At 67.0% G+C, this 24,822-nt stretch carries 20 protein-coding genes and 1 tRNA gene; 16 read left to right on the plus strand and 5 right to left on the minus strand.

Going from position 1 to position 24,822, the window contains the following annotated elements; genetic code table 11:
* The first annotated feature begins 74 nt into the window (after nt 1–74).
* The 5 genes from AC5RWA_RS04120 (at nt 75) to AC5RWA_RS04140 (ending at nt 7,428) form a co-directional block, all read left to right on the plus strand.
* Nucleotides 75–419, plus strand: a complete 345-nt coding sequence (locus AC5RWA_RS04120) for a hypothetical protein (protein WP_079597389.1) — start codon at nt 75–77, stop codon at nt 417–419.
* Nucleotides 416–1,534, plus strand: coding sequence for a flavin-containing monooxygenase (locus tag AC5RWA_RS04125; protein ID WP_494056650.1), 1,119 nt, complete (start codon nt 416–418; stop codon nt 1,532–1,534). The genes AC5RWA_RS04120 and AC5RWA_RS04125 overlap by 4 nt, the downstream gene beginning before the upstream one ends.
* Before the next feature lie 86 nt (nt 1,535–1,620).
* Complete coding sequence (locus AC5RWA_RS04130) at nt 1,621–3,693, plus strand: acyltransferase family protein (RefSeq protein ID WP_494056700.1); 2,073 nt, start codon at nt 1,621–1,623, stop codon at nt 3,691–3,693.
* A gap of 228 nt (nt 3,694–3,921) precedes the next feature.
* Nucleotides 3,922–5,433, plus strand: coding sequence for an IMP dehydrogenase (gene guaB / locus AC5RWA_RS04135; RefSeq protein ID WP_079597386.1), 1,512 nt, complete (start codon nt 3,922–3,924; stop codon nt 5,431–5,433).
* Nucleotides 5,434–5,568: 135 nt separating this feature from the next.
* On the plus strand, nt 5,569–7,428 hold the full coding sequence (locus AC5RWA_RS04140) for an ABC transporter ATP-binding protein (RefSeq protein ID WP_494056651.1): 1,860 nt from the start codon (nt 5,569–5,571) through the stop codon (nt 7,426–7,428).
* 100 nt (nt 7,429–7,528) lie between these two features.
* Here AC5RWA_RS04140 and AC5RWA_RS04145 read toward each other — a convergent pair whose 3' ends face one another.
* Both AC5RWA_RS04145 and AC5RWA_RS04150 read right to left on the minus strand, forming a co-directional pair.
* Complete coding sequence (locus tag AC5RWA_RS04145; RefSeq protein WP_494056652.1) at nt 7,529–8,140, minus strand: hypothetical protein; 612 nt, start codon at nt 8,138–8,140, stop codon at nt 7,529–7,531.
* Nucleotides 8,141–8,143: 3 nt separating this feature from the next.
* Nucleotides 8,144–8,788: a hypothetical protein gene (locus AC5RWA_RS04150; protein WP_494056653.1), complete on the minus strand. Its 645-nt coding sequence runs from the start codon at nt 8,786–8,788 to the stop codon at nt 8,144–8,146.
* A 109-nt stretch (nt 8,789–8,897) separates the two neighbouring features.
* Between AC5RWA_RS04150 and AC5RWA_RS04155 the strand changes: the two genes are divergently transcribed.
* The 7 genes from AC5RWA_RS04155 to AC5RWA_RS04185 all read left to right on the plus strand — a co-directional run bounded on the left by AC5RWA_RS04155 (nt 8,898) and on the right by AC5RWA_RS04185 (nt 19,888).
* Nucleotides 8,898–10,034, plus strand: a complete 1,137-nt coding sequence (locus tag AC5RWA_RS04155; protein WP_079597380.1) for a GuaB3 family IMP dehydrogenase-related protein — start codon at nt 8,898–8,900, stop codon at nt 10,032–10,034.
* A gap of 109 nt (nt 10,035–10,143) precedes the next feature.
* Nucleotides 10,144–11,883 (plus strand): glycerol-3-phosphate dehydrogenase/oxidase, encoded by a 1,740-nt coding sequence (locus AC5RWA_RS04160; RefSeq protein ID WP_494056654.1) that lies wholly within the window; start codon nt 10,144–10,146, stop codon nt 11,881–11,883.
* A 40-nt stretch (nt 11,884–11,923) separates the two neighbouring features.
* A complete protein-coding gene (locus AC5RWA_RS04165; protein ID WP_079597378.1) occupies nt 11,924–12,412 on the plus strand; it encodes a PTS sugar transporter subunit IIA in 489 nt (162 codons plus the stop codon).
* A gap of 79 nt (nt 12,413–12,491) precedes the next feature.
* Entirely contained in the window at nt 12,492–13,343 is an 852-nt protein-coding gene (locus tag AC5RWA_RS04170) for an SURF1 family protein (RefSeq protein ID WP_494056655.1), read from the plus strand.
* Complete coding sequence (locus tag AC5RWA_RS04175; protein ID WP_115525167.1) at nt 13,340–13,843, plus strand: DUF3817 domain-containing protein; 504 nt, start codon at nt 13,340–13,342, stop codon at nt 13,841–13,843. Before AC5RWA_RS04170 ends, AC5RWA_RS04175 begins: the two co-directional genes overlap by 4 nt.
* A gap of 107 nt (nt 13,844–13,950) precedes the next feature.
* Nucleotides 13,951–15,540 carry a glutamine-hydrolyzing GMP synthase gene (gene guaA / locus AC5RWA_RS04180; RefSeq protein WP_079597375.1) on the plus strand — a complete coding sequence of 530 codons (1,590 nt, stop codon included), beginning with the start codon at nt 13,951–13,953 and terminating at the stop codon, nt 15,538–15,540.
* A 130-nt stretch (nt 15,541–15,670) separates the two neighbouring features.
* A complete protein-coding gene (locus AC5RWA_RS04185) occupies nt 15,671–19,888 on the plus strand; it encodes an AAA family ATPase (protein ID WP_494056656.1) in 4,218 nt (1,405 codons plus the stop codon).
* A 120-nt stretch (nt 19,889–20,008) separates the two neighbouring features.
* Here the strand turns inward: AC5RWA_RS04185 and AC5RWA_RS04190 are convergent, their stop codons facing one another.
* The 3 genes from AC5RWA_RS04190 to AC5RWA_RS04200 form a co-directional block, all read right to left on the minus strand.
* The gene (locus AC5RWA_RS04190) at nt 20,009–20,746 is read right to left on the minus strand and encodes an RcpC/CpaB family pilus assembly protein (RefSeq protein WP_494056657.1); all 738 of its coding nucleotides are present in this window, start codon (nt 20,744–20,746) and stop codon (nt 20,009–20,011) included.
* A 121-nt stretch (nt 20,747–20,867) separates the two neighbouring features.
* A complete protein-coding gene (locus AC5RWA_RS04195; RefSeq protein WP_494056658.1) occupies nt 20,868–21,149 on the minus strand; it encodes an FmdB family zinc ribbon protein in 282 nt (93 codons plus the stop codon).
* A gap of 116 nt (nt 21,150–21,265) precedes the next feature.
* A complete protein-coding gene (locus AC5RWA_RS04200; protein ID WP_115525163.1) occupies nt 21,266–21,907 on the minus strand; it encodes a 5-formyltetrahydrofolate cyclo-ligase in 642 nt (213 codons plus the stop codon).
* Between the two features lie 111 nt (nt 21,908–22,018).
* Here AC5RWA_RS04200 and galU point away from each other — a divergent pair, with 111 nt between their 5' ends.
* The 4 genes from galU (at nt 22,019) to AC5RWA_RS04220 (ending at nt 24,793) form a co-directional block, all read left to right on the plus strand.
* Nucleotides 22,019–22,924 (plus strand): UTP--glucose-1-phosphate uridylyltransferase GalU, encoded by a 906-nt coding sequence (galU, locus tag AC5RWA_RS04205; protein ID WP_079597370.1) that lies wholly within the window; start codon nt 22,019–22,021, stop codon nt 22,922–22,924.
* Between the two features lie 4 nt (nt 22,925–22,928).
* Nucleotides 22,929–23,549: a GNAT family N-acetyltransferase gene (locus AC5RWA_RS04210; RefSeq protein WP_494056659.1), complete on the plus strand. Its 621-nt coding sequence runs from the start codon at nt 22,929–22,931 to the stop codon at nt 23,547–23,549.
* An 81-nt stretch (nt 23,550–23,630) separates the two neighbouring features.
* Nucleotides 23,631–24,569 (plus strand): hypothetical protein, encoded by a 939-nt coding sequence (locus AC5RWA_RS04215; protein WP_494056660.1) that lies wholly within the window; start codon nt 23,631–23,633, stop codon nt 24,567–24,569.
* Nucleotides 24,570–24,720: 151 nt separating this feature from the next.
* Nucleotides 24,721–24,793 (plus strand) — tRNA-Ala (locus tag AC5RWA_RS04220).
* The last annotated feature ends 29 nt before the right edge of the window (nt 24,794–24,822 follow it).

Below are 24,822 nucleotides of genomic sequence, written 5' to 3' on the forward strand. Positions count from 1 at the left end.
CCATCCGAACCAGGCCGGACACTTGCATAATCCGGCCGACGCGGACTGGAAGGCCCCGGCCATAGCCTCAAAACATGAACCTTCCAGTCCTTGCCGGCACCCTCTCCACGGTGCTGTTCGCCTTGGGAATGCTGCCCATGCTGGTGAAGGCCGCCCGCACCCGGGACCTCGCCTCCTACAGCCTCGGCAACCTGGTCCTGAGCAACGTTGCCAACGCCGTGCATTCCATCTACGTCTTCAACCTTCCGGCCGGTCCCATCTGGGTCCTCCACCTTGCCTACATCGTGGCATCCGCGCTGATGCTCGCGTGGTGGCTGCGGTACCGGGAGGCCGGGCATGAAGGACCAGGTGCGGACGCCGGACAGCTTGACGGTTCAGCTGCAGATATCCCCGCAATCCACGAAGGAGCACAGTCATGAACACCAACCAGACAGGAACGCTGGACACCATGATCATCGGCGGCGGCCAGGCCGGCCTCGCCATGGGCCACTACCTGAAGGAACAGAACCGGACATTCCTCATCCTGGACGCCAATCCGCGCACCGGCGACGCATGGCGGCAACGGTGGGATTCACTCCGGGTGTTCACCCCCGCCAAGTACGACGGCCTGCCAGGGGTCCCCTTCCCGGCGGATCCGTTGTCCTTTCCCACCAAGGACGAAGTGGCAGGGTACCTGGAAGGCTATGCGGAACGGTTCGCGCTGCCTGTCATCCGGGGCGTCCGCGTCGAGCGGCTGTGGCGGGAGGCGGACTGTTTCGTCGCCGCCTCCAACGGCCACCGCTGGGAGGCCCACAACGTGGTCGTAGCCACCGGCTGCAGCCAGGCGCCCAAGGTCCCCGGCTTTGCCGCTGACCTGGACGCTTCCATCGTGCAGCTGCACTCGAGCCAGTACCGGAATGCCGGGCAACTGCAGGCGGGCCCGGTGCTGGTGGTGGGACTGGGGAACTCCGGGGCAGAAATCGCCCTCGAGGTAAGCCGCACCCATCCGACGCGGGTGGCCGGCAAGCCCGGGGGAGAGCTCCCGGTAAAGCACGGCCCGACGGCGGCACGCTACTTCCTGCCGATGGTGCGGTTCCTGGGGCTCCACGTCCTGACCCTCAGCACACCCCTCGGCCGCAAGGCTGCGCCCGCCTTCAAGGCGCACGCCACGCCGCTGATCAGGACCAAGTCCAAGGACCTGGCCGCGGCCGGCGTCCAGTTCGTGCCGCGGGTGGCCGGAGTGCAGGACGGGATGCCCGTCCTGGCGGACGGGACCCGCGTGGAAGTGTCCAACGTGGTGTGGTGCACCGGTTACCGGGAGGACTTCAGCTGGATCGATCCGGGAATGCTCGACGGCGGCGCGCTGCCCCCGCAGCACCGCGGCGTCGCCCTGCGGACGCCGGGCCTGTTCTTCCTCGGACAGGAATTCCAGTACGCGGCGGCGTCCGCCACCCTTCCCGGCACAGCCCGTGACGCGCGCCACCTGGCGCGCAGAATCCCGCGGCCCCCGATGGCAGCCCGCGAAAGTGCCCGCGCAGGAGAAAAGGCAGCGTGACGGGTCTCTCATGATTGGCCATCCGGCGTCGCAGGCCCGTAGGCTTGATGTTTTTGCCAGCCGGTTTTGAGGGGTCATTTGTGTTGATTGCGCGAACAGAGGCTGCACCGGGCCGTCCGGCGGACACTGCCGGCTCCCGCCGGAAACCCACGTTCCGTCCCGAAGTCCAGGGCCTCCGCGCGCTCGCAGTACTGATGGTGGTGGCCTACCACGTGTGGCTTGGCCGGGTGTCGGGCGGAGTGGACATCTTCCTCCTGATCTCGGCCTTCCTGCTCACGCTGTCCTTCGTCCGGAAGGTCGAAGCCGGCACCCCGCTCAACCTCCTGCGGCACTGGCTGCACCTGTTCAAGCGGCTGCTGCCGGCCGCCGTCGTTGTCATCCTCGGCGTCCTGGCCGGGACGTGGCTCATCATTCCGCAAAGCCGCTGGCCGCAGGTGCTGGACCAGGCATGGGCCTCGCTGCTGTACAGCCAGAACTGGCTGCTCGCCAACACCGCTGTGGACTACTACGCGCAGGACCATGCCGGCGCCAGCCCGCTGCAGCACTTCTGGTCCCTGTCCATCCAGGGCCAGGTCTTCATCCTGTGGCCGCTGGTCTTCGCCGGCGCCGCGGTCCTGCTGGCGCTGCTGCACCGCATGCCTGCCTTCAGCGTACTGACCTACCGGGGATTGCTGGCGCTCGCCTTCGGCGCGGTCTTCGCGGTCTCGCTGGCATACTCCGTGGAACAGACGGCCACCAACCAGGCATACGCCTACTTCGATACCCGGGCCAGGCTCTGGGAATTCGCCCTGGGATCCCTGCTCGCCCTTGCACTGCCGTACCTCAAACCCGGCCGGGCCCTGCGCGTGGCCCTGGGCTGGGCGGGCCTGGCGGCCATGGTCTCCTGCGGCCTGCTGCTGACGGTGGACCGGTCTTTCCCCGGCTTCGTGGCGCTGTGGCCAACCCTGGCGGCGGCCGCCATCATCGTGGCGGGACAGACCGGCAGCCGGTTTGGCGTGGACCGCTTCCTGGGCAGCAAGCCGGCCGTGGCCCTGGGCGACAACTCCTATGCGCTGTACCTCTGGCACTGGCCGGTCCTGGTGCTGGCGCTCGCCGCCACCGGGGTCGAGGCGCCTAACCTTGTCCAGGGCCTGGCCATCGTCGGGGCCTCCATCGTGCTTGCCGTCCTCACCACGCGCTTCGTGGAAAAGCCGCTGCGCGACTGGCACTGGCCCAAACTGCGGGCGTGGCGCACCGCCGTCGTCATTGTTGCCTGCGGTGCCGTCCTTGCCGGACCCGTGGCCGTATGGCAGACGACGCTCACGGCAGAGGAAGCAGCGACGGCGGCGCAGCCGCGCGAGCTCACGCCCGGGGCCGCGGCACTCAGCCCGGAAAACGCCGCCCTGCCCGCGCCCGGCGCGAAGATCATTCCGGGCCCGTCCGCGCTGGACAACGACTGGGCCGGCATCCACGCCCCCTGCGCGGGCGCAAACGCCACCGCCGACCCCATCCTGGAAGGGTGCCGGCAGGCGGTCCCTGATGAAGGTGCCACCAAGCGGATTGTGGTGCTCGGTGATTCCCATTCCCAGCAGTACCTGGGCGCGCTGGCACCCATCGCGGAAGCCCGGGGCTGGGAACTGGTCACCCTGCTGATGCCGGCCTGCCGGTTCGGGGCCGAGTCGGAGACCAGGAATGCCGAATGCAACGCCTACAACCGCGCCAGCGCCGCCTACGTGCTGGAACACCGGCCGGATGCGGTCTTCACCGTGGCCTCGCTGACCCACGAAGAGGCGCCGTTCGAAACCGAAGTTCCCGGCTACCTGGACGGCGTCCGCCCGTTCACCGAGGCAGGCATCGAGGTGGTGGGCATCCGGGACAACCCGCGCTTCACGTTCAACATGCCCGAGTGCGTCCAGCGGAACGGTGCCGACGCGCCCGAATGCAACCCGGCCCTGAGCGAGTCGCTCGTGGAGCCTTCGCCCCTGGAAAGCTACCGGGGCAAACTCGACGGCCTGCACCTCATGGACCTCAGCGACTTCATCTGCGCCCGTGGAGTCTGCCCGGCCGTGGTGGGAAACGTCTACGTCTATAAGGACGACAACCACCTGACCCGGACCTACGTGGAGAGCATGATCCCCATGTTCGAGCAGCGGCTGCTGGCCGCCACGGGCTGGAGCTGAGCCGCCGCCAGCCGGGCCTGCACACCTCGGGGCCGTGCGGTTGCTCACATTGCAGCCGTGGAATAGGGGGATCGGCGCGGAGGTTCTAATATTTACTCAACACTTTCTGCCCCGGAATGCCGTTCATCGCGGTGTCCCCATCTTCTGCACAGGCCAGTTCCGTAATGACGGGCTGGTCATCGGCTGCAACCCCTGCCCGCCCCAGCAACCAAGGTAAGAGGCGCACTCATGACCGAGCCCGAACACAACCCCTTTGGCTTCATCGGCCTGACCTACGATGACGTCCTGCTCCTGCCGGGCCACACGGACGTCATCCCGTCCGAGGCCGACACCTCCTCGCGGATTTCCAAGCGGATCACCGTGCAGACCCCGCTGCTGTCCGCCGCCATGGACACCGTGACCGAGTCGCGGATGGCCATCGCCATGGCACGCCAGGGCGGCCTGGGCGTGGTGCACCGCAACCTGTCCATCGCCGACCAGGCGGATCAGGTGGACCGCGTCAAGCGCAGCGAGTCGGGCATGATCACCAACCCGCTGACCATCCGTCCCGAAGCAACGCTGCTGGAGCTGGACAACCTGTGCGCCCAGTACCGGGTATCCGGCCTGCCCGTGGTGGACGAGGAAAACCGCCTCCTCGGCATCGTCACCAACCGCGACACCCGCTTTGTCCCGGAGTCCGATTTCCCGCTGCGGCTGGTCAGCGACGTAATGACCAAAATGCCGCTGGTCACCGGGCACGTGGGCATCAGCCGCGAGGAAGCCTCGCACAAGCTGGCCACGAACAAGATTGAGAAGCTTCCCCTCGTTGATGAGCAGGGCCGGCTCAAGGGCCTGATCACCACCAAGGACTTCACCAAGGCCGAGCAGTACCCGCTGGCCACCAAGGATGACGAGGGCCGGCTCCGTGTGGGTGCCGCCATCGGCTTCTTCGGGGACGGCTGGGAGCGCGCCATGGCACTTGTTGATGCTGGCGTCGACGCCCTCTTTGTTGACACTGCAAACGGCCACTCCCAGGGCGTGCTGGACATGATCCGCCGCCTCAAGTCCGATCCCGTTGCGGCCCATGTGGACATCATCGGTGGACAGGCAGCCACCCGTGAAGGCGCCCAGGCCCTGATCGACGCCGGCGCCGACGGCATCAAGGTGGGCGTGGGCCCGGGCTCCATCTGCACCACCCGCGTGGTGGCCGGCGTGGGCGTCCCGCAGATCACCGCCATCTACGAATCCGCCAAGGCAGCCATCCCTGCCGGGGTTCCCCTGATCGCCGACGGCGGCCTGCAGTACTCGGGCGACATCGGCAAGGCGCTGGTTGCCGGCGCCGACACCGTGATGCTTGGTTCACTCCTGGCCGGCTGCGACGAGTCGCCGGGCGAGCTGATCTTCGTCAACGGCAAGCAGTTCAAGTCCTACCGCGGCATGGGCTCCCTCGGTGCCATGCAGTCCCGCGGCAAGAACACCTCCTACTCCAAGGACCGCTACTTCCAGGCGGACGTGTCCGGTGACGACAAACTGATCCCGGAAGGCATCGAAGGGCGCGTGGCGTACCGCGGTCCGCTGGCGTCGGTGGCCTACCAGCTGGTGGGCGGTCTCCGCCAGACCATGTTCTATACCGGCGCTCCCACCATCAGCGAGCTCAAGGCCCGGGGCAAGTTCGTCCGGATCACCCCGGCCGGGCTCAAGGAATCGCACCCGCACGATATCCAGATGACGGTCGAGGCGCCGAACTACGGTTCGCGCTAATCCCCGGCGCCTCCCTGACCTTGCTTCGCTGCGGCCAGGGAACCCGGGCGCCGTGGGCCCGGCCGGTGGTTGAGCTTGTCGAAACCCATTTCGGCAAGCTCAACCGCAGGCGTCTGCCGCAACTAGGCTGAAGCCATGCCCCCATCACGCCATCCGGCGGAACTGACCCCCAAGCGGGAACCCTCACGCCGCCTTGCCCTGCGGCCCTATGCCCGCGCGGTCGCACAGGTCCTCCGGGTCAGCTTCCGCGCGTCACCGGGCGCGGTGGTCATGAAGGTGCTCGGCTCGCTGATCTCGGCCGTGCTTCCGCTGGTCACCACCTACTTTGCGGCCCTCACCACCACGGCACTCGCGGCCGCCTACTCAGGGGACGCCGGTGCAGGGCAGCTGGCCATCGTGTACGTCATCATCACCGCCGCGCTTGGCCTCTTCTGGGGTGCCTTCACCAGCGTTGACCGCTACATACAGCAACTGATGAGCTTCAAGGTGGGCGCCATCGTCGGGGACCAGATGTACGAACGGTTCCTCGCCCTGGAGTTCTGGCGGTACGACGACAAAGAAACCGTGGACCTCTACGACCGCGCCAAGCGGTTCTCCGACTCCTACGCGCGGGTCCTGGACCGGATCGCGGCGATCTTCACCCAACTCGTTTCGGTGATCCTGGCCGTCGGCGCCCTGCTCCTGGTCAGCTGGTGGATCGCGGTGATTGTGCTGGTGGCCATCGTGCCCAGCGTGTACCTGCAGTTCAAGCTGTCACGGGAGCAAATAGCGCACTGGAACACGCAGGTGGACTCCCGGCGGCAGCGGCGGATGATCGAACAAAACCTCCTCCGGCCGCAGCACATTGCCGAGATGCGGCTCTACGGCATCGTCGGCTTCCTGATGGACCTCCGCTCGCGGCTGCGGGACGCGGACGAGCGCCGCCGTCTTGATTTCCAGCGGCGGTACATCCCCAAACAGCTGGCCGCCGACGCCCTGCAGTACGGCGCCGAGGTGGTTTCGCTGATCTGGGTGGTGGGGCAGATCATTGCCCGTGCCCAGCCCGTGGGGCAGTTCCTCTACGTGCAGCAGATCGTCAGCCGGGCCCTGTCCACCGCCAACAACCTGGTGTCCTCGCTCAGTTCGATCGACGAGGATCTGGCGAACCTCAAGGACTACGAGCTGTTCATGGCCCTGCCGGTCCATTCCGAGCACGCACCTCCGCTGCTGGGACCGCCGAAAGAGGTGGAGCTGAAGGACATCCGCTTCACCTACACGGGCAGTGACATCGAGGTGATCCGCGGGATCAGCATGACCATCCGCGAAGGCCAGCACATCGCCATCGTGGGGGAGAACGGTGCCGGAAAATCCACCCTGATCCGCATCCTCGCCGGCCTCTACCGGCCGGACTCAGGGCAGGTCATGCTCGACGGCGTGGACCTCGCCGCCGTCGACGTCACCTCCTGGCACCGCCACCTGGCGGTGCTGAGCCAAGAGTTCCTCAAGTACGAGTTCGCCACGGCCGCGGAGAACATCTACTTTGGCGACGTCGACGCACCCAGGGACGACGCACGGATCCGAAAGGCAGCCGGTGACGCCGAAGCACTGGACTTCATCAACAAGCTGCCGAACGGGCTGGAGAACCACGTCAGCAACTGGATGGAGGACCCGCGGGGCCGGAAGGGCAGCGGACTGTCCGGCGGCCAGTGGCAGCGCCTGGCCATGGCCCGCAACTTCTACCGGGATGCCTCGTTCATGGTGATGGACGAACCAACATCGGCCATCGACGCCCTGGCCGAACACCGCATCTTCACCCGGCTCTTCGCGGACCGCGGCAGCACCATCATTGCCATCAGCCACCGCCTGGCTACCATCGAGAAAGCGGACATCGTCTACATGCTCGAAGACGGCAGGATCGTGGAGCAGGGCACGCACCGGGAGCTGGTGGCGCTCCGCGGCCGCTACTTCCGGATGTTCGAATCCCAGCTCAGCGTAGAGGAAGCCGAAGGCGTCTGATCCAGCAGCCCAGTGTTCTAGCCTCGACTCAGCCAGTCGGCACAGAGTTGGCCGCTGTTGACCATGAGCCACCGCGTATAGTCGGTGGGGACTTGTCCCCTCAGGGCCGCCCGTCGAGAACGGTGGTGCGCACCCGCGCCAGGCTGGGACGCGGCGGGACACTGCTGAACCCAAACGTCACCGCCGGCCGGATGGGCGCCAGGGTCCCGGCGTCGGCCCCTTCCCAGGTCACGACGGCGGAGGTGACGTGGTGCAGGTCGCTTACCCCGTAATACTCGCGCCTGCCATTGCCGGCGGTGCCGAACGTGCGGGCACCCGGGGCGGCTAAAGCCGCCAGCGGGCTGACGCTGCTCAGCCACCGCGGATGCACAGCGAGGCGCCGCGGGACTGCCCGCAGCGCGGTTCCCAGCAATGTTCTGCCTCCTACTTCCGCGCGGATCGCCAGGGGACCTGCGTCCACAGTGAGCCGATGACGGTCCAGCTCGGCTGACACGTCCAGAACCTGGACTTCGTCGAAGCTATAGGTGGTCGAAATGAAGTCAGCCGTTTCCCCGGTGGGCGCCAACAGCAGCCGGTGCCCGGAAGGCTGCTGGAGCATGACGTCCGCGAAGGCTCCGAAAGGGGAGTGCTGCCAGATCCCTGCTACGGCCCGGAGACCGGAGGCGGTGCCGATGCCGGCAATGTGCCCGTCAAAAATCCAGCGGTTAACCATGTTTCAGAGCGGACCGTAGCCGGCATTGCCGTAGGGATCGCGCCACACGGCCAGGTCCTGTTCCACAGCGCTGCGCAGTTCCGGGTTCGATTGGACCCGCTGCCGGAAGGACTGCCGTGCCCGCCCCAACACCACGGAGGGGACGAGGATGCAGGCCACCAGGAGGCCCACGATCAGCAGGAAGGTGCCGGCCAGTACCAGCACAGTGCCGTCTCCCCTGTCAGCGGCCGCCGGCAGGGGCGTCAAGAGGATCCCGCCAATGATGGCCGACAGTACTGACACCATGACGATGCTGCCCCGGGCTGATCCAGGTCCGCGGGTAATGAGGCTCTTATCGGTATTGGGCAGCGTTGTGCGTACCCGCTTCCAGAAGAACAGGCCGAGCGCCGCCAGGGCTGCACCCACGGGGCCGAGGACAGCAAGGGCGGCAGGATTACCTGACGTAGCTGAGTAGAACGCGCCGGCCAAGGCAAGGACAGGTCCGCCGGCGATCGCGCTGCTCCACGCTGCCGCCAGCGTGCCCTGGGCGTCGGCCAGTTGCCGTAAACGCGACGGGGCGTTAGGTGGGCTCACCCGGGCCAGGTCGGGGGAGAGCCAGTACTCGAGGGGATGGGCGGGCCGGGCGTGGTAAAGGGGTTGACTTGTCATGGCGGCTGAAGGCCAGCTCCTTGCTATAGGCGTTGACCTCAGGTTACTGAGTCCTGCGGACAGCTGCCATGGTCCCGGAACAGCAGGACGGCTGGGATAACCTAGAGCAGTGACTTACGAGATCGAGATCGGCCGTGGCAAGCGTGGGCGTCGTGCCTACTCCCTGGATGACATTGCAATCGTCCCTAACCGTCGTACCCGCGACCCCAAGGACGTCTCCGTCTCCTGGCAGATCGATGCCTACCAGTTCAGCATGCCCGTCATCGCAGCGCCGATGGATTCCGCCATGTCCCCGGCCACTGCAATTGCCCTGGGCAAGCTGGGCGGCCTGGGCGTCCTGGACCTCGAAGGCCTCTGGACCCGCTACGAGGACCCGCAGCCCATTTTGGACGAGATCGGCGCGCTGCAGGACGAGACCAATAGCCCTGCCGTCACCGGACGGATGCAGGAACTGTACAAGGCACCCATCCAGCCTGAACTGATCACTTCACGCCTCGCCGAGATGCGCGAAGCCGGCGTCACCGTTGCCGGCTCCCTCACCCCGCAGCGCACCCAGGAGCACTACAAGACGGTCCTCGCCGCCGGCGTCGACATCTTTGTCATCCGCGGCACCACCGTGTCCGCCGAGCACGTGTCCAAGGACCACGCGCCCCTGAACCTCAAGCAGTTCATCTACGAGCTGGATGTTCCGGTGATCGTGGGCGGCGCCGCCGGCTACACGCCCGCGCTCCACCTCATGCGCACCGGTGCAGCCGGCGTGCTGGTCGGCTTCGGCGGCGGCGCCACCACCACCACTCGCCGCGCGCTGGGCATCCACTCGCCGATGGCGTCCGCCATTTCCGACGTTGCAGCCGCCCGCCGCGACTACATGGACGAATCCGGCGGCCGGTACGTGCACGTCATCGCCGACGGCGGCATGGGCACCTCCGGCGACATCGTCAAGGCGATCGCGATGGGCGCCGACGCCGTCATGCTGGGCAGCGCGCTGGCGCGCGCCGAAGAGGCCCCCGGCAAGGGCTGGCACTGGGGCCAGGAAGCCCACCACCTGGAACTTCCCCGCGGCGACCGCGCCAACGTCGGGACCGTCGGACCGCTGGAGGAAGTCCTCTTCGGCCCGGGCCACCACACCAACGGAACGTCCAACCTCATCGGCGCGCTCCGCCGCTCCATGGCGACCACCGGCTACTCGGACCTGAAGGAATTCCAGCGGGTCGACGTTGTCGTTTCCCCTTACTCAGGGAACTGATGCCTGCGGCTGGCCAGGGGCTGCACATGCCCCTGGCCAGCCTGCCCAAGCGTGCTGCAAGCAAGTACTGTGGTTTTACGACCGGCACAAGTGGCACTGGAGGCGTTCAATGAAGACTGTTCCTGCAAACGGAGGAGCCCTCGGCCCGGCAGCCCGGGAAGCATCCATCCAGCGGCTCCGGGACACCTCCCAGCCTGGCCAGGAACTGGACATCCTCATTGTCGGCGGCGGCATCGTCGGCACGGGAGTGGCCCTCGACGCCGTGACCCGCGGGTTGAGCGTCGGCATTGTTGAAGCGAGCGACTGGGCAGCCGGCACGTCCTCGCGGTCTTCCAAACTCATCCACGGCGGGCTGCGCTACCTCGAAATGCTCGACTTCGGGCTGGTCAAGGAAGCCCTGCAGGAACGCGGGCTGCTGCTCTCCGAGCTTGCGCCCCACCTCGCCCGCCCGGTGCCCTTCCTATACCCGCTGACCAAGCCCTTCATCGAGCGGCCCTACGTGGGCGCGGGCATCGCGCTGTACGACGCCATGTCGATTTCCAGCGGCCACAGCCGCGGCGTTCCCTTCCACAAACACCTCACGCGGCGCGGCACCCTGCGGGCCGCCCCGAGCCTGAAAAACGATGCCTTCGTGGGGTCCATCCGGTACTACGACGGCCAGGTGGATGACGCCAAGTACGTTGCCAACCTCATCCGGACTGCTGCCTACTACGGTGCACACGCCGTGAACCAGATGGCCGTGGTGGACTTCCTGCGCGAGGGCGAACGGGTGGTGGGGGCCAAGGTGGTCAACCGCGAGGACGGAACGGAGTTCAACATCCGCGCCAAGCAGGTCATCAACGCCACCGGGGTCTGGACGGATGAGACCCAGGCGATGGTGACGGATCGCGGCCAGCTGAAGGTCCGGGCATCCAAGGGCATCCACCTGGTGGTGCCGCGGGACCGGTTCCAGTCCACCGTGGGGCTGATCCTGCGGACCGAGAAGTCCGTGCTGTTCGTCATCCCCTGGGGCCGGCACTGGATCATCGGAACAACCGACACCGACTGGAACCTGGACAAAGCCCACCCCGCGGCGTCCAGCAAGGACATCGACTACATCCTTGAGCACGTCAACCAGGTCCTCAAGAGGCCGCTCACCCGGGAGGACGTGGAGGGCGTGTATGCCGGGCTGCGGCCCCTGCTCGCCGGCGAAAACGACTCCACCGCCAAGCTTTCCCGCGAACACGTGGTGGCCCACCCCGTCCCCGGCCTCGTGGTGGTGGCCGGCGGAAAGTGGACCACCTACCGGGTCATGGCCAAGGACGCCGTGGACGAGGCAACCCGCACCATGGACGAACGGGTTCCGCCCAGCTGCACGGAAACCATCCCGCTGCTCGGTGCCGAGGGCTTCAGGGCCGCCTGGAACCGGCGCAACCGCACCGCCGAGGAATCCGGTGTGCACGTGGCCCGGATCGAACACCTGCTCAACCGGTACGGGTCCATGACGCCCGAGGTGCTGGCCATCATCGAACAGGACCCGTCCCTGGCAGAACCGATCCCGGGCGCGGACGACTATCTCCAGGCCGAGGCCGTCTACGCCGCCACCCATGAGGGTGCCCGCCACGTCCATGACGTCCTGACCAGGAGGACCAGGATCTCCATCGAGGCCTGGGACCGGGGTGTGTCCGCCGTTCCGGTTGTCGCTAAACTGATGGGTGACGTCCTTGGCTGGAGCGACGCACAGCGTGAAAATGAGGTCCGGCACTACATTGCGCGTGTAGAGGCCGAACGCCTCAGCCAGCAACAGCCGGACGACGAATCCGCAGACGCCGCCCGCCTGGGCGTGGAAGACATCGTGCCCTTGCGCTGAGGGGCTGATAGCCCAGCACTGCTGACCGAAGGGATACGCCTTGGCGGAACCACTTGACCCGTATGATGCCGACCTCACCACCCCCGAGATGGTGATCCTGGAACTGGAGGCATCCGATAAGGCCGACGCCGCCACGCAGCTGGCAGAGCGGCTGTTCGCCGCCGGGCGCGTCTCGGACCTGGAGGGGTTCCTCAAACACGTCAACGCCCGGGAACACCAGCTGGCCACCGGACTGCCGGGCGGCATAGGGCTGCCGCATGCCCGCAGCGAGTTCGTCTCCCGCACGTCAATCGCCGTAGGAATCGCCAAGTACGGCCACGCGCTGGACTTCGGGGCGGCGGACGGGCCTGCCACCGTGATCCTGCTCATCGCCACCCCGGCCAGTTCGTTCTCCGACCATCTTGAGGTCCTGGCCACCCTTGCCCGGTCGCTGTCCAAGGAATCGTTCCGCGAGTCACTGCGCCGCGCCTACGACGCCGAGGTCATCGCCGAACTCATCAATTCCAGCCTGGTGTTCTTCGACCACTGAGCCGGTACCGGGCCGGCCAAGGGTACCTTCCAGGGCCGGCGTTTAGTTGTTCTACAGAAGTACGAAGTACGGTTAAGACGTGTGGAAAACTGCCCTTAAGCCCCGATGGATCGCAGGCTTCGTCTTCGCGATCGCCATTTCCGGGGTCTTCGTGCTGCTCAGCCAGTGGCAGTTCGGGCGCTCCACATCGCCCGAGGTGCCGGTCAACCCTGCCACCGAGCAGGTCCAGCCGCTGACGGACACCCTGCAGCCGGGCGAATTCTTCCACGGAACCGACGCCGACCAGATGGTCAGCGCCCAGGGCACCTATGACCCGGACAAGCAGGTCCTGGTCCCGGGACGGCTGCACGGCGGAAAAACCGGCTACTGGGTGGTCTCCGCCTTCGCCGTCGACGGAGCCCCGCCACTGAGCGGCGCCGCCGCCTCGCCCCGGACGTGGATCCCCGTGGCCCGCGGCTGGGTGGCGGAACCCGGTGACGCGGCAGCACCGCCGTCGGGCCTTATCGAACTGACCGGACGGCTCCTGCCATCCGAAGCCCCGCTCCCAGGGGAGGCACCCGCACCCGGAGAGGCCACCGCCGTCTCGGTGGCGGAACTGATCAACTACTGGGAAGTCAGCAGCTACCCGGGCTTCGTAGCCGCCACCGCCGAGGTGGCCGGGGGAGCGGACGTCAGCCCCGCCGCTGTGCCGGGCGACCTGCTGCCACTGAACATCGGCCCCCAGCCCCCAGCACAGCAGATCAACTGGCTCAACCTCTTCTACTCCCTGGAGTGGGTAGTGTTCGCCGGCTTCGCCCTCTTCATCTGGTGGCGGCTGGTCAAGGACGACTACCACCGGGACCTCGAGGACATCCTCGACGAAGAGCACGACGCCATCTCCCCAGAGCAGCCCCAGCACCCTGAACAGAACCAGCAAAAGGTACAGCCATGATCGATCCAAAACCGGCCACCCCCACGCAGGCCACCGGAAAAACGGCCGGCAAGAAGCGCCGCTTCGGCGGTACCGAGGCCCAGATCCGCTCAGCCCTGAAGTTCTACAAGGTCCTGGCCTACCTCACCGGTGCCATGCTGCTGCTGCTCTGCGCCGAGCTGATCGCCCGCTACGGGTTCGGGCAGTACCTGTTCGCGGGCGGCACCAACGCGGTCACCGGCCAGCCCTTCGGCTTCGGTTTTGCAGACGCTGAACCCCACGGCGTGCTGGGCGGGGTCAACCTGTCCGTCGCAGTCCTCATCGTGCACGGCTGGATGTACGTGGTGTACCTGATCTCCAACTTCCGGCTCTGGGCCCTCATGCGCTGGCCGTTCCTGAAGCTGATCCTGCTGGCGCTGGGCGGCGTGGTACCGTTCCTGTCCTTCATCGTGGAGAAGAAGTTCCATGCCGAGGTGGAGGCCGAGCTCGCGGCCAACCCGCAGGCGCCGCAACGCTACTGAGCCGCGGTCCCGCCTCCGGGCGCCTTTCCGGCGTCGCCAACGTTTGGTGCGTCACAGCGCGGCCTCTCGAGGTGCGCCGGTGCAACGGCGCAAAGTAGGCTATTACGGTGACTACTCCCACTGCATCCCAGACTTCCCAGAAGCCGGTGCTGGTTGTTGACTACGGTGCCCAGTACGCGCAGCTGATTGCCCGCCGCGTCCGGGAAGCAAATGTGTATTCGGAAGTGGTTCCGCATACCTATTCCACCGAGCAGCTCCTCGCCAAGAACCCCGCCGCCATCATCCTGTCCGGCGGCCCGTCCAGCGTTTACGCCGACGGCGCTCCGAGCGTGGGTGCCGACCTTTTTGAAGCCGGCGTTCCCGTCTTCGGCATCTGCTACGGCTTCCAGGCCATGGCCAACGCCCTCGGCGGCAAGGTGGACAAGACCGGGCTGCGGGAGTACGGCTCCACGGAAACCACCATCCTGGGCGAGGGACGTTCCGTCCTTGAGGGCATGCCCCAGCACCAGAACACATGGATGAGCCACGGCGACTCCGTCCACGAGGCGCCGGACGGCTTTGAGGTCCTGGCGACGACGGCGGGCGCCGAAGTGGCCGCCTTCGCCAACGAGGAAAAGGGCCTGTTCGGCGTGCAGTGGCACCCGGAGGTCAAGCACTCCGCCTATGGCCAGCAGGTCCTTGAGAACTTCCTTTTCAAGGGCGCCAAAATTGAACCCAACTGGACCACCGGCAACATCCTCGAGGAGCAGGTGGAGCGGATCCGGAAGCAGATTGGCGACGCCCGCGTCATCTGCGGCCTTTCCGGCGGCGTGGATTCCGCCGTCGCAGCAGCCCTGGTGCAGCGTGCCGTTGGTGACCAGCTCACCTGTGTCTTTGTGGACCACGGCCTGCTGCGTGAAGGCGAAGCGGAGCAGGTGGAGCGCGACTTTGTTGCCGCCACCGGCGTGAAGCTGTACGTCGCGAACGAGCAGGAACGCTTCCTGTCCGCCCTCGCCGGTGTCAGCGACCCGGAAACCAAGCGCAAGATCATCGGCCGCGAGTTCATTCGCGCGTTCGAGGAGGCGGAACTGGCCATCATCGCCGAGGCCGCCGCGCACGGCGAGAAGATCAAGTTCCTGGTCCAGGGCACCCTGTACCCGGACGTCGTCGAATCCGGCGGCGGCGAAGGTGCAGCCAACATCAAGAGCCACCACAACGTGGGCGGCCTTCCCGAGGACCTCCAGTTCGAACTCGTGGAACCCCTGCGCGCCCTCTTCAAGGACGAGGTCCGCGCCGTCGGTGCCCAGCTCGGCCTGCCGCAGGAAATCGTCGGACGCCAGCCCTTCCCCGGCCCCGGCCTGGGAATCCGCATCGTCGGTGAAGTCACCAAGGAGCGGCTGGACCTGCTGCGCAAGGCGGACGCCATCGCGCGCGCCGAACTGACCGCCGCCGGGCTGGACAACGAAGTGTGGCAGATGCCCGTGGTCCTGCTGGCGGATGTCCGCAGCGTCGGCGTCATGGGCGACGGCCGCACCTACGGCCACCCCATCGTCCTCCGCCCGGTCTCCTCCGAGGACGCCATGACGGCGGACTGGTCACGCCTTCCCTACGAGCTCCTGGCCAGGATCTCGAACCGGATCACCAACGAGGTGGAAGGCGTCAACCGCGTGGTGCTCGATGTCACCAGCAAGCCGCCGGGAACCATCGAGTGGGAATAGCATTCTGAGTGGCCGGCCTCCGTCAAAGGAGGCCGGCCACTGCTGTTCCGGGGTGAAATCTCCCGCAAATTAGGGCACTGCAGTGTTGCGGTCTCTCAGTCCGGGCGTGGAAGCGGCTACGCTCGAACCTATGCCGGTATGGTCCAGGGCGTCACGTGCAAACGCAGAAAAGAAGGCAGTAGTGTCAGTTGGTCAAGGCCACCCGGAAGGCTCGGAAGAGCTTCGCAAATGGCTGTCCGGGCTTAAACCCGTCACCGGGGCAGACACGATGCTGCGCTTTACCAAAACCCCCGAAGGCTCCATCGACCTGACCCACGCCCACCCCTCAGGCCTGGCGCAGCTCATGGCCGGGCGCCGTACCCGGCTGTCCACCCTCATCCGGGACCGGCAGCAATACGTGGTGGCTGCCAGGGCCTCGCGCAACATCAGGTCCAAGATCTTCGAACTCGCCAACGACCGCGGGATCGACGCCGGCTACCTCTCCGCCGGCACCGTGGTGTGGACATCCGCCGTCGGAGGCAAGCCCCAGCGCGTCTCGGCGCCGGTGATGCTGACCGCCATCTCCCTGACCGTCCGGCCGGGGGAGGACGACTACGAACTCCAGCTGACCGAACAGGCCCACATCAACCCGGCCCTGGTGCGGCACCTCAAAAACGTGCATGGCATCGTTTTTGACGTCAACGCCGTCACCCGCCTTGCCTACAGCACCGCCCGCTTCGATCCGCAGCCCGTGCTGGACCGGCTGGGCACCCTGATCAGGCCCATCCACGGAGCCGAGGCGCAGCACAACCTGCTGGTTTCCACCTTCGCTGACCTTTCGGGAAACCTGGACGATCCCTGGATCAATGACACCAACCCGCTCGTGTCCGCCCTGGCCACCGCCGCGGGCGGCGAAGTGGTGGACGTTGAGGAACCGGACCCTTCCCGTTTCCCGCCGCTGGACAGCAGGCATCCCGAGGACGAACTCCTCCTGCTGGACGCAGACACGGACCAGCAGTACGTCATCGACGCCGCCCGCGCCGGCGACTCCCTGGTGGTGAGCAGCCCCCCGGGAACAGGACAGACGCAGACCGCCATCAACACCATCGGTGCCCTGGTGGATGAGGGCAAGACCGTCCTGGTGGTGGGCGACCGCCGCGCCAGCCTGAACGAGGTCTCCGGCCAGCTGGAGTCCCTCGGCCTCGAGTCCATCCTGTTCCAGCTGTCCGGGAACGTCACGGCCCAGCAGCTGAAGGCCCAGCTGGTGCGGGCCATCGTCCGCAACGAGAAGTCCCTGGAACCCCAGCTTGGGAACCTGCACACCACCCTGACCGAACACCGCCACGCCCTGATGGACCATGTGGCATCGCTGCACAACGTCCGCCAGCGCTGGGGGTGCTCGCCCTACCAGGCCATGCAGTCCCTGGCCGAGCTCACGTCCATCCATCCGGCCCCCGCCACCACCGTGCGGCTGAAGCGGAGCGTCCTGGACAACATCCGCGACCGCGACGAGCTCGCCGGCAGGCTCCGCCGGGCGGCAGAGCTGGGCAGCTTCAGCAAAGCCTCCACCACCAGCCCGTGGCACGGCGCCCGGCTCCTCACCCGCAAGGAAACCGAGGAAGCCCAGGATCTTGTCCGCGCCGTGGAGAAGAGCCTGCCCCTCCTGCGGGACCGCATGAACGCCGTCGCCGAGCACGCGGAAATCCGGCTGGGTGCTTCCTTCGCCGAGTGGGGCGAACAGCTCGAGCTGCTGGTGGCCGTCCGCGGGAGCCTGGACAAGTTCACTCCGGACATCTTCGACAGGCCTGTCACTGACCTGATCTCCGCTACCGCTCCGTCCGCATGGCGGCGGGAACGCGGCATCGAGATGACGTCCATGCAGCGGTCGCGCCTGCGCAGGGTGGCCAAGGAATACGTCCGGCCGGGTGTCCACATCGCCGACCTTCACAGCTCGCTGGTGCTGGTGCAGGAGCAGCGGGCACTGTGGGCCGGCTATGCCACCACCCAGAGGCATCCTGCTGTTCCCTCGGGGCTCGCCGAAATGAACGCGATGTACCGGGAACTGGACCGCCAGCTCACCCAGCTGGGGGAGGCCCTGAAGCACACGGAAGCGGGCGGCGCACTGTCCCGCGTCCGCTATGAAGAGCTCATGGAGCGCCTCGAGCGCCTGGTGGCGGACAGCGACACGCTCAAGACCCTGCCGGAACGCACGCTCCTGGTGGAGAACATGCGCGAGCACGGGCTGGGGGAGCTCCTGGCCGACCTCGCCGAACGGGAAGTTCCCGCGGGTTCCGTGGCAGCGGAGCTGGAACTGGCCTGGTGGCAGTCGGCCCTCGAAGCGATGATCAGCGGCGACGACTACCTGGCGATGTCCGACGGCGATGCCCTCCGGCAACTGGAAGCCGAGTACCGGTTGGCCGACAACGCGCACATTGCCAGCGGCGCCGCACGTCTTCGCTGGGACCTCGCAGAGCGGTGGCGGGCAGCCATCGCGGACCAGCCCCGCCAGGCCGACCTCCTGCGCAGCCTGCTCAAGGACGGCCGGGTGTCCCTGCCGGCACTGACGGCACAGGCGCCTGACCTGATTGGGACCCTGGTTCCCGTCTGGTCCGTGAGTCCCTACCTGATGACCGGCCTGCTTCCGGCCGAACAGCATTTTGACGCGGTGGTCATCCTCGACGCGGAAGCCACCTCGCTGCAGGCCGTCCTGCCGTCCATCGCCCGCGCCCGCCAGGTGATCGCCTTCGGCGACTCCCGGATTGCCAGCCCCCGGACCTTCACCGTGGGCGTGGAACGCCTGGCCCCGGGGGAGTCGGCGCACCACCGCGTTGAGAGCGCGTTTACTGCCCTGTCGGCCGTGCTGCCGGTGTGGCGGCTGAACTTCGTCTACCGCGCGGTGGACGAGGACCTGGTCCTGCAGCTGAGCAAGAACTTTTACGACGGCGGCCTGCGCCGGTTGCCGGAGGGCCAGTCCGCCACAGGGCTGGACCGGTCCCTGCTGGTGGAATACCTGCCGGACGGAACAGGGCTGCCCAGTGCAGACCACGAAGGCGTCGAGTCCGTAGTGGCAGAAGTCAACCGGGTGGTGGAGCTGGTCTTTGAGCACGCACGGCTGCGCCCGCGTACCTCCCTCGCCGTGGTCACTGCCAGCCTGCGGCACGCCGCCCGGATCGGTGAGTCCATCCGCCTCCAGCTGCCTAACCATCCGGGCCTCGCCGGATTCTTCGGCGCCGGCCCCGAGTCCTTCCGGGTGGTCGACCTGGAACGCGCGCAGGGCCTGGTGCGGGACCACGTCATTTTCTCGCCGGGCTTCGGCCGGACCCCGCACGGGCGTGCCCTTCACAGCTTCGGGCCGCTCTCGGCCGAGGGGGGCCGCGAAAAGTTTGCCCTGGCCATGACCCGCGCCCGGCGCTCCATGCATGTCCTGACGTGCTTCCGCCCCGAAGACCTGGACCACACCCGGCTGACGCACGGAGCCGTGGACCTGTACGCACTCCTGGACCGGGAGATTTCGGGCAACACCGATCTCGGCACTCCCGCGTCGCGCGCCGCCGCCAGCGAGCAGGCCCTTGGCGCAGACCCGCTGGTTGCGGACCTGGGGGACCGCCTGCGTGCACGCGGTGCACGGGTGTGGCATCAGTACGACGGCGCCATTGATGTGGTGGCAGCCGCTGATCCACTCAACACCATGGGCCAGGACGACGCCGACCTCCCGTGGCCTGTGGCCATTGAGTCCGACGGCACCGAACAGTACCGCACCATGAGTGTCCGGGAGCGAAGCCGGCTGCGGCCGCAGCTGCTGGAGCGCCTGGGCTGGCGGTACATGCCGCTGTGGACCATTGAGGTGTTCACCGATCCGTCAGCCTGCGCTGACCGGATCGCAGGGTACCTGGGCCTGGAAAAGATGGCGCTTCCGGCGCGGCCGGCGTCTGTCGGTTTCCTTGACGACGACGTTGATCAGGCGCTCAATGATATTGACGCCGCTCAGCCCGCCCCGGTTTCCTACGTAAGGCATTCCACCCGCCCGGCTTCAGGACGCCGGGCCGGCGACATGGCCGACGCCCAGGTTGGGCAGCCTGCCGGCGGGCACGCCGGGGTTGAGCCCGTAGAGGGTGAGCCGGTGCAGGGTGAAACGGACAGCAGCAAGGAGGCGGGCCACATGGCCAGCGAAGAGAAGAACAACAGCGCTGCCGACGGCGGGCCGGCATCGGCTGACACCGCGGCTGCTCCGGCTCCCGCGCCCGTGCCGGGTGATACCGAAGGGATCCTGCCCAGGACGGCGTCGGAAGACGATCCCCGCGCCTGGGGCGACCGCGAGGATGACCACGACGCCTGGCTGAAGGAACAGAAACCGCCGCACTGGGGCTGACGCCAACTGGGCTGACGGAACAGAAGCACAACGACACGCGCCGTCGAGAGATGCGCCGACGCCCGCAGGGTTCCCTGGCCGTGGAGCCGGACGGCCTTGCGAGGCTAGGGGTGCGGCCGGTCAGGGAGGTCCCACCAGGACGAAAAACAGTTTGCCTTGGGTTGACGCTCCGGCGAGCCGGGCTGCCTGTGCCGCATCGGCGGCCACCACAATCAGCCCTTCGGTCTCCTGGGTTCCGAGCCACTGCCCGCCCTGGCCGCCCTTTGTGGACGTCCACAGCACTGGCACACCGGTTGCAAGGACCTCCGACGGTTCCTGCTGGTCGAAGCCGTTGGCTGCTGTCAGTACCACGTTGACCAGCTGGCCCGGGGACACCAGCTGGATGGACGAGGGGTCGGCCATCCTCAAGGGAACGGCAGCTGAACCTGGCGCGCTGCCCGTCAGCAGGCCGGGACCCACCAGCTGGGCGTCCGTCAGCAACTGGCCCTTGCGCAGCGGAGCTGCCAGTTGTTTCCCGGCCGCCTCGGCCTGGTCGCGGAGGAACCCGTCCGCCAGCATGCCCGGAGGCACCTGTACTTGGGCAAGGTCTGCCGCCGCCATGGCCGACCCGGCCGGCAGGTCCCGGGCGGCAGCCAGTGCGCTCACGGTGTAAACCGGTGCCGGAGTCAGCTGATGGACCGTGAGTGCTGCCGCCGCGCACAGAAGCAGTGCGACGGCAAGGCGCCGGTTGCGGCTCAGCCATCCCGCGAATCTCGCAGCCGGGCGGCTGGTCCCGGAACGGCGGGAAGGACGGGGCCTCCGGTTGCGGTGGAGGAACCCGGGAGTGTCCCGGCGGGCGCGAAGCGGGTGTGCAGGCATGACCCCACGCTAAGGGCGTTGCAAAAGCAAACGACAGCGGCCCCGCGCCTATGTGGACAACGTCCGAAGGGGACGTCCAGTCACAAGGCGCGGGGCCGCCGTCGAAATGGCGGACGCTGAATCAGCTGGCGGCAGCCGCCGGAACGGAGGCCGCGGCGGCAGCTGCGGGAGCGGGTGCGGTGGACGCAGGCGCCGCGGGAGCTGCAGACACGGTGCTGCCTTTGGAGTCGCGGGAGTCGGTGCGGTAGAAGCCCGAGCCCTTGAACACGACGCCCACGCTGTTGAACTTCTTGCGCAGGGTGCCCTCGCACTCGGGGCAGGACGTCAATGAGCTGTCCGAGAAAGACTGGACAATATCGAAGGCATGGCCGCAATCCTTGCAGGCGTAAGCATATGTTGGCACTGGTGCTCCTCCTCTTGGGCAAACGAGAGGTCCCGTGCTGCCACCTGGTAATCCATTAGCAGTCGCAGGGCCTGAGTGCTAATTCTATCATCCTCCGGCGCCCCCGCCACCTGGGCTCAAACTCCGCTGGCGAGCGACCTGAGCCCGGACGGTGCCAGGACGGCGGGTACGGGACGGTCGAACTCTTCAGCGGGAATGTGCCCGGCCGGAAGCAGTTCATCGTCGTAGATAACAGCGGCCAGCGGAATTTCCTTCCCGGCGGTCGCAAGATGACCAAGAAATTTGTCATAGTAGCCGCCGCCCTGGCCCACCCTGTTGCCCTCAAGATCCACTGCGGTTGCTGGGATGAACAGGGCAGTCGCTTCGCCCGCCACATCGGGTCCATGCCGGGGCCCGGCAGGTTCCAGGATGGGCGCATACTTGCTGCGCTCGAACCCGGCCTCCGGACTCCAGAAAACCCAGCTGAGTTCCCTGCCGGGTTCGCAGACGGGAAGCAGGACCTGGTGGCCGTTGCCGTGGAGGGCGGTGATCAGGGGAAGGGTGGGCGGTTCCACACCGATGCCCAGGTACACGCAGAACGTGGCCGGCTTCCCGCCGGAGAGGGATTCCGCCCACGCCGCACCGTGGACGGCGAGGGCGGCCCCGGCGGCCTCCAGATCGGCGGGAGTCAGTGTTGCCCTGCGCCGCCGGTGCGCTGTGCGGATGCCGTCCTTGGCGGCAGCGTCGAAGGCGTGCCTCGTGTTCGTCTTTTCAGGCATGGTGCATGTCCTCCGATTGCCCGCCGTTTGGCGGTTTCCGTGGCGCCCCCAGGGAGGTGGCGGCCGGTCCTTAGATTACTGAATGCTTGACGCTGACGTTAGATTAGTCCGGTGAGTACCAGTAACCCGAGAGTTCGCAAAGCCGTCATCCCCGCTGCCGGGCTGGGTACCAGGTTCCTTCCTGCCACCAAGGCCATGCCCAAGGAAATGCTTCCCGTGGTGGACAAGCCTGCCATCCAATACGTGGTTGAGGAAGCCGTCCACGTGGGTCTCAACGATGTCCTGATGATCACGGGACGGAACAAGCGGGCGCTGGAGGACCACTTTGACCGCGTCCCGGCGCTGGAGTCCACGCTGGCGGACAAGGGTGACACCGAAAAGCTCGCGTCCATCCAGGCGGCCAGCAACCTCGGTGACATCCACTATGTGCGCCAGGGGGACCCCAACGGCCTGGGCCATGCAGTGCTTCGCGCCAAGCAGCACGTTGGCGACGAGGCATTCGCCGTCCTTTTGGGCGACGACCTCATCGATGCCCGGGACGAACTGCTCAGCACCATGATCGACGTGCAGGCCAAAACCGGGGGCTCCGTCGTCGCGCTTATCGAAGTGGAACCCTCACAGATCAGCGCCTACGGCTGCGCGGATATCCAGGAGATCGACGGCGAAGGGTACGTGCGCATCAACCGGCTGGTGGAGAAGCCCACCGCCGACGAAGCACCGTCCAACCTGGCCGTGATTGGCCGTTACGTGCTGCACCAGGCCGTCTTCGGTGTCCTTGAGCGCACCGGTCCGGGGCGTGGCGGCGAGATCCAGCTGACCGACGCCCTGCAGGAACTGGCCACCGGTGACGGCGAAGGCCACGGCGTCTACGGCGTGGTGTTCCGCGGGCGCCGCTACGATACAGGCGACAAGCTGAGCTACCTCAAGGCGTGCGTCCAGCTCGCCATCGACAGCGACGATCTGGGTCCCGGCCTGCGGGAGTGGCTGCCGGGCTTCACCAGCGGCCTTTCCAAGTAGCACCATGCGCCTTGGCCCTGTCTGGCCCGTGACCCTGGAATGCGGCGACCTGGTCCTGCGCCCCATCAGGTACCGGGACAAAAAAGAGTGGACTGAAGTCCGTTCCCGCAACACCGAGTGGCTGGCACCGTGGGAAGCGTCCAATCCTGACCCGCGCGGAGGCCTGCCGGACTACCGGCAGATGGTGCGCTCCCTGAATGCGCAGGCGGCCCAGGCCACTGCGCTGCCGTTCGTCATTACCGAGCGCGTGCCCGGCAGCAGGAATCCGGCCATCATCGGCCAGCTGACCGTCTCGTCCATCGTGTGGGGATCAGCCATGATGGCGACGCTGGGGTACTGGGTGGACCAGGCGAAAGCCGGGCGGGGCATCGCCCCAACTGCGGTGGCGCTCGTCACCGACCATTGTTTCCAGACGCTGGGGCTGCACCGAATGGAAATCAATATCCGGCCGGAAAACGGGCCCAGCCTGCGGGTGGTGGAGAAACTGGGTTTCCGGGACGAGGGGTACCGTCCCCGCTACCTGCACATCAACGGCGACTGGGCTGACCACCGGTCCTTCGCACTGACGTCCGAGGAAGTCCCGGACGGCCTGCTGCGCCCTTGGCTGGCGTCCCGCCCGTCATAAATCCACTCATTTGCGAGCCGGGCCGCGACACACCGAAGCTAATGCCGCGCCATACCATGTGATGCTCATACGGTTTTGAGTGTGGACTTCCCCCTTAGCAGCTCAGTGATCCTTGTGGTTGCCGTCGTGCTCTGGATTGTGTGGGTTGCCCCGTACGTCCTCCGGAACCGCCGGCACCAGTTCCAGCCCGCCGGTGACTTTCCGGCAGACGCACCAGCCGATGAAAGACCTGAACCACCAGCCGGTTTGGTACTGAAAATCGCCGCCCAGCAGGAGAAAGCAATGGAAACCAGGAAGAGCGCCGGACCGGCTTCCAATGCTGGCGGCCCCGCACCTGCGGGCCGTTTCCGGATCCGCTACGGCCGTACGGCCCTGGCTCTCGTCGGGTTTCTGTCCCTGCTGACGGCGTTTGTCTCCGGGGTGCTGTTGCCCTTCGGGCTCGGCTCGCCCGTCCTCCCGCTGACCTGCGCAGCGCTGACCGCGGCATCTGTCGCCATTCTGCGCTGGCTGGCTATCCGGGACCGCAAGGCGAAAGTCGATGCGGCCTTTCGTTCGGCAATGAGTGCACCGGCACGGCGCCCTGATGCCACCGAGCACATCCCGCCCAAGCCTGAAGCTGCTCCTGCCCGCCCGGAAAGCCCCCTTTTTGACGCCGAGGCGCACCAGCCCAAGGCCCAGCAGCTGACAGCACAGGAACTTCGCGCGGCGGCACTGGCTGTAGCCGTGGCTGCAGGTGATGCCAGTGCGGCAGCAGCGGCGTCGAAAACTCCTTCCAGTACTCCCTGGGAGCCCGTTGAGGTTCCCAAGCCCGTATACGTGGAAGCTGCCAAGGCCGAGCGCCCGGAGCCCGAACCGCTTGAGCTGCCGGCGGCCCCGAAGGCCGTGGGCAAGCCCTCCCTGAAACAGGGTGCGGCAGCCGCTCAGCCTGCTGCCCCGGCGGGAGCAGAGGACCAGCAGCTCACCAAGGCGCAGAGCGCCCTCAGCAACCTCGACGACGTCCTGCAGCGCCGCCGCGCCTAGGAAGCACGTGCCGCGGGCCCCGATGCAAATGCCCGACGCCGGTAGTCACCTTGGATGCGTATCCGTTGGCGCGCCGGTTGGCATTGAGCGGGGAAAATTTGTAGCCTAGGGTCACCGGTTCCGCACTCGCACCGCGAGGGCGGCCAGTTCCGGGGCTATAGCTCAGTTGGTAGAGCGCTTCGTTCGCATCGAAGAGGTCAGGAGTTCGAATCTCCTTAGCTCCACACAATGCACGGTCTCCACACAAAGCACG

The sequence above is a fragment of the Arthrobacter sp. 210 2 genome (genome assembly GCF_059093025.1).

Coding starts and splice junctions, on each gene's coding strand:
- guaB (WP_079597386.1), top strand. CDS start 3,922: ATGACCGAGCCCGAACACAACCCCTTTGGCTTCATCGGCCTGACCTAC.
- AC5RWA_RS04175 (WP_115525167.1), top strand. CDS start 13,340: ATGATCGATCCAAAACCGGCCACCCCCACGCAGGCCACCGGAAAAACG.
- AC5RWA_RS04145 (WP_494056652.1), bottom strand. CDS start 8,140: ATGGTTAACCGCTGGATTTTTGACGGGCACATTGCCGGCATCGGCACC.
- AC5RWA_RS04125 (WP_494056650.1), top strand. CDS start 416: ATGAACACCAACCAGACAGGAACGCTGGACACCATGATCATCGGCGGC.
- AC5RWA_RS04210 (WP_494056659.1), top strand. CDS start 22,929: ATGCGCCTTGGCCCTGTCTGGCCCGTGACCCTGGAATGCGGCGACCTG.
- AC5RWA_RS04140 (WP_494056651.1), top strand. CDS start 5,569: ATGCCCCCATCACGCCATCCGGCGGAACTGACCCCCAAGCGGGAACCC.
- AC5RWA_RS04200 (WP_115525163.1), bottom strand. CDS start 21,907: ATGCCTGAAAAGACGAACACGAGGCACGCCTTCGACGCTGCCGCCAAG.
- AC5RWA_RS04120 (WP_079597389.1), top strand. CDS start 75: ATGAACCTTCCAGTCCTTGCCGGCACCCTCTCCACGGTGCTGTTCGCC.
- AC5RWA_RS04160 (WP_494056654.1), top strand. CDS start 10,144: ATGAAGACTGTTCCTGCAAACGGAGGAGCCCTCGGCCCGGCAGCCCGG.
- AC5RWA_RS04150 (WP_494056653.1), bottom strand. CDS start 8,788: ATGACAAGTCAACCCCTTTACCACGCCCGGCCCGCCCATCCCCTCGAG.
- AC5RWA_RS04185 (WP_494056656.1), top strand. CDS start 15,671: ATGCCGGTATGGTCCAGGGCGTCACGTGCAAACGCAGAAAAGAAGGCA.
- AC5RWA_RS04190 (WP_494056657.1), bottom strand. CDS start 20,746: ATGCCTGCACACCCGCTTCGCGCCCGCCGGGACACTCCCGGGTTCCTC.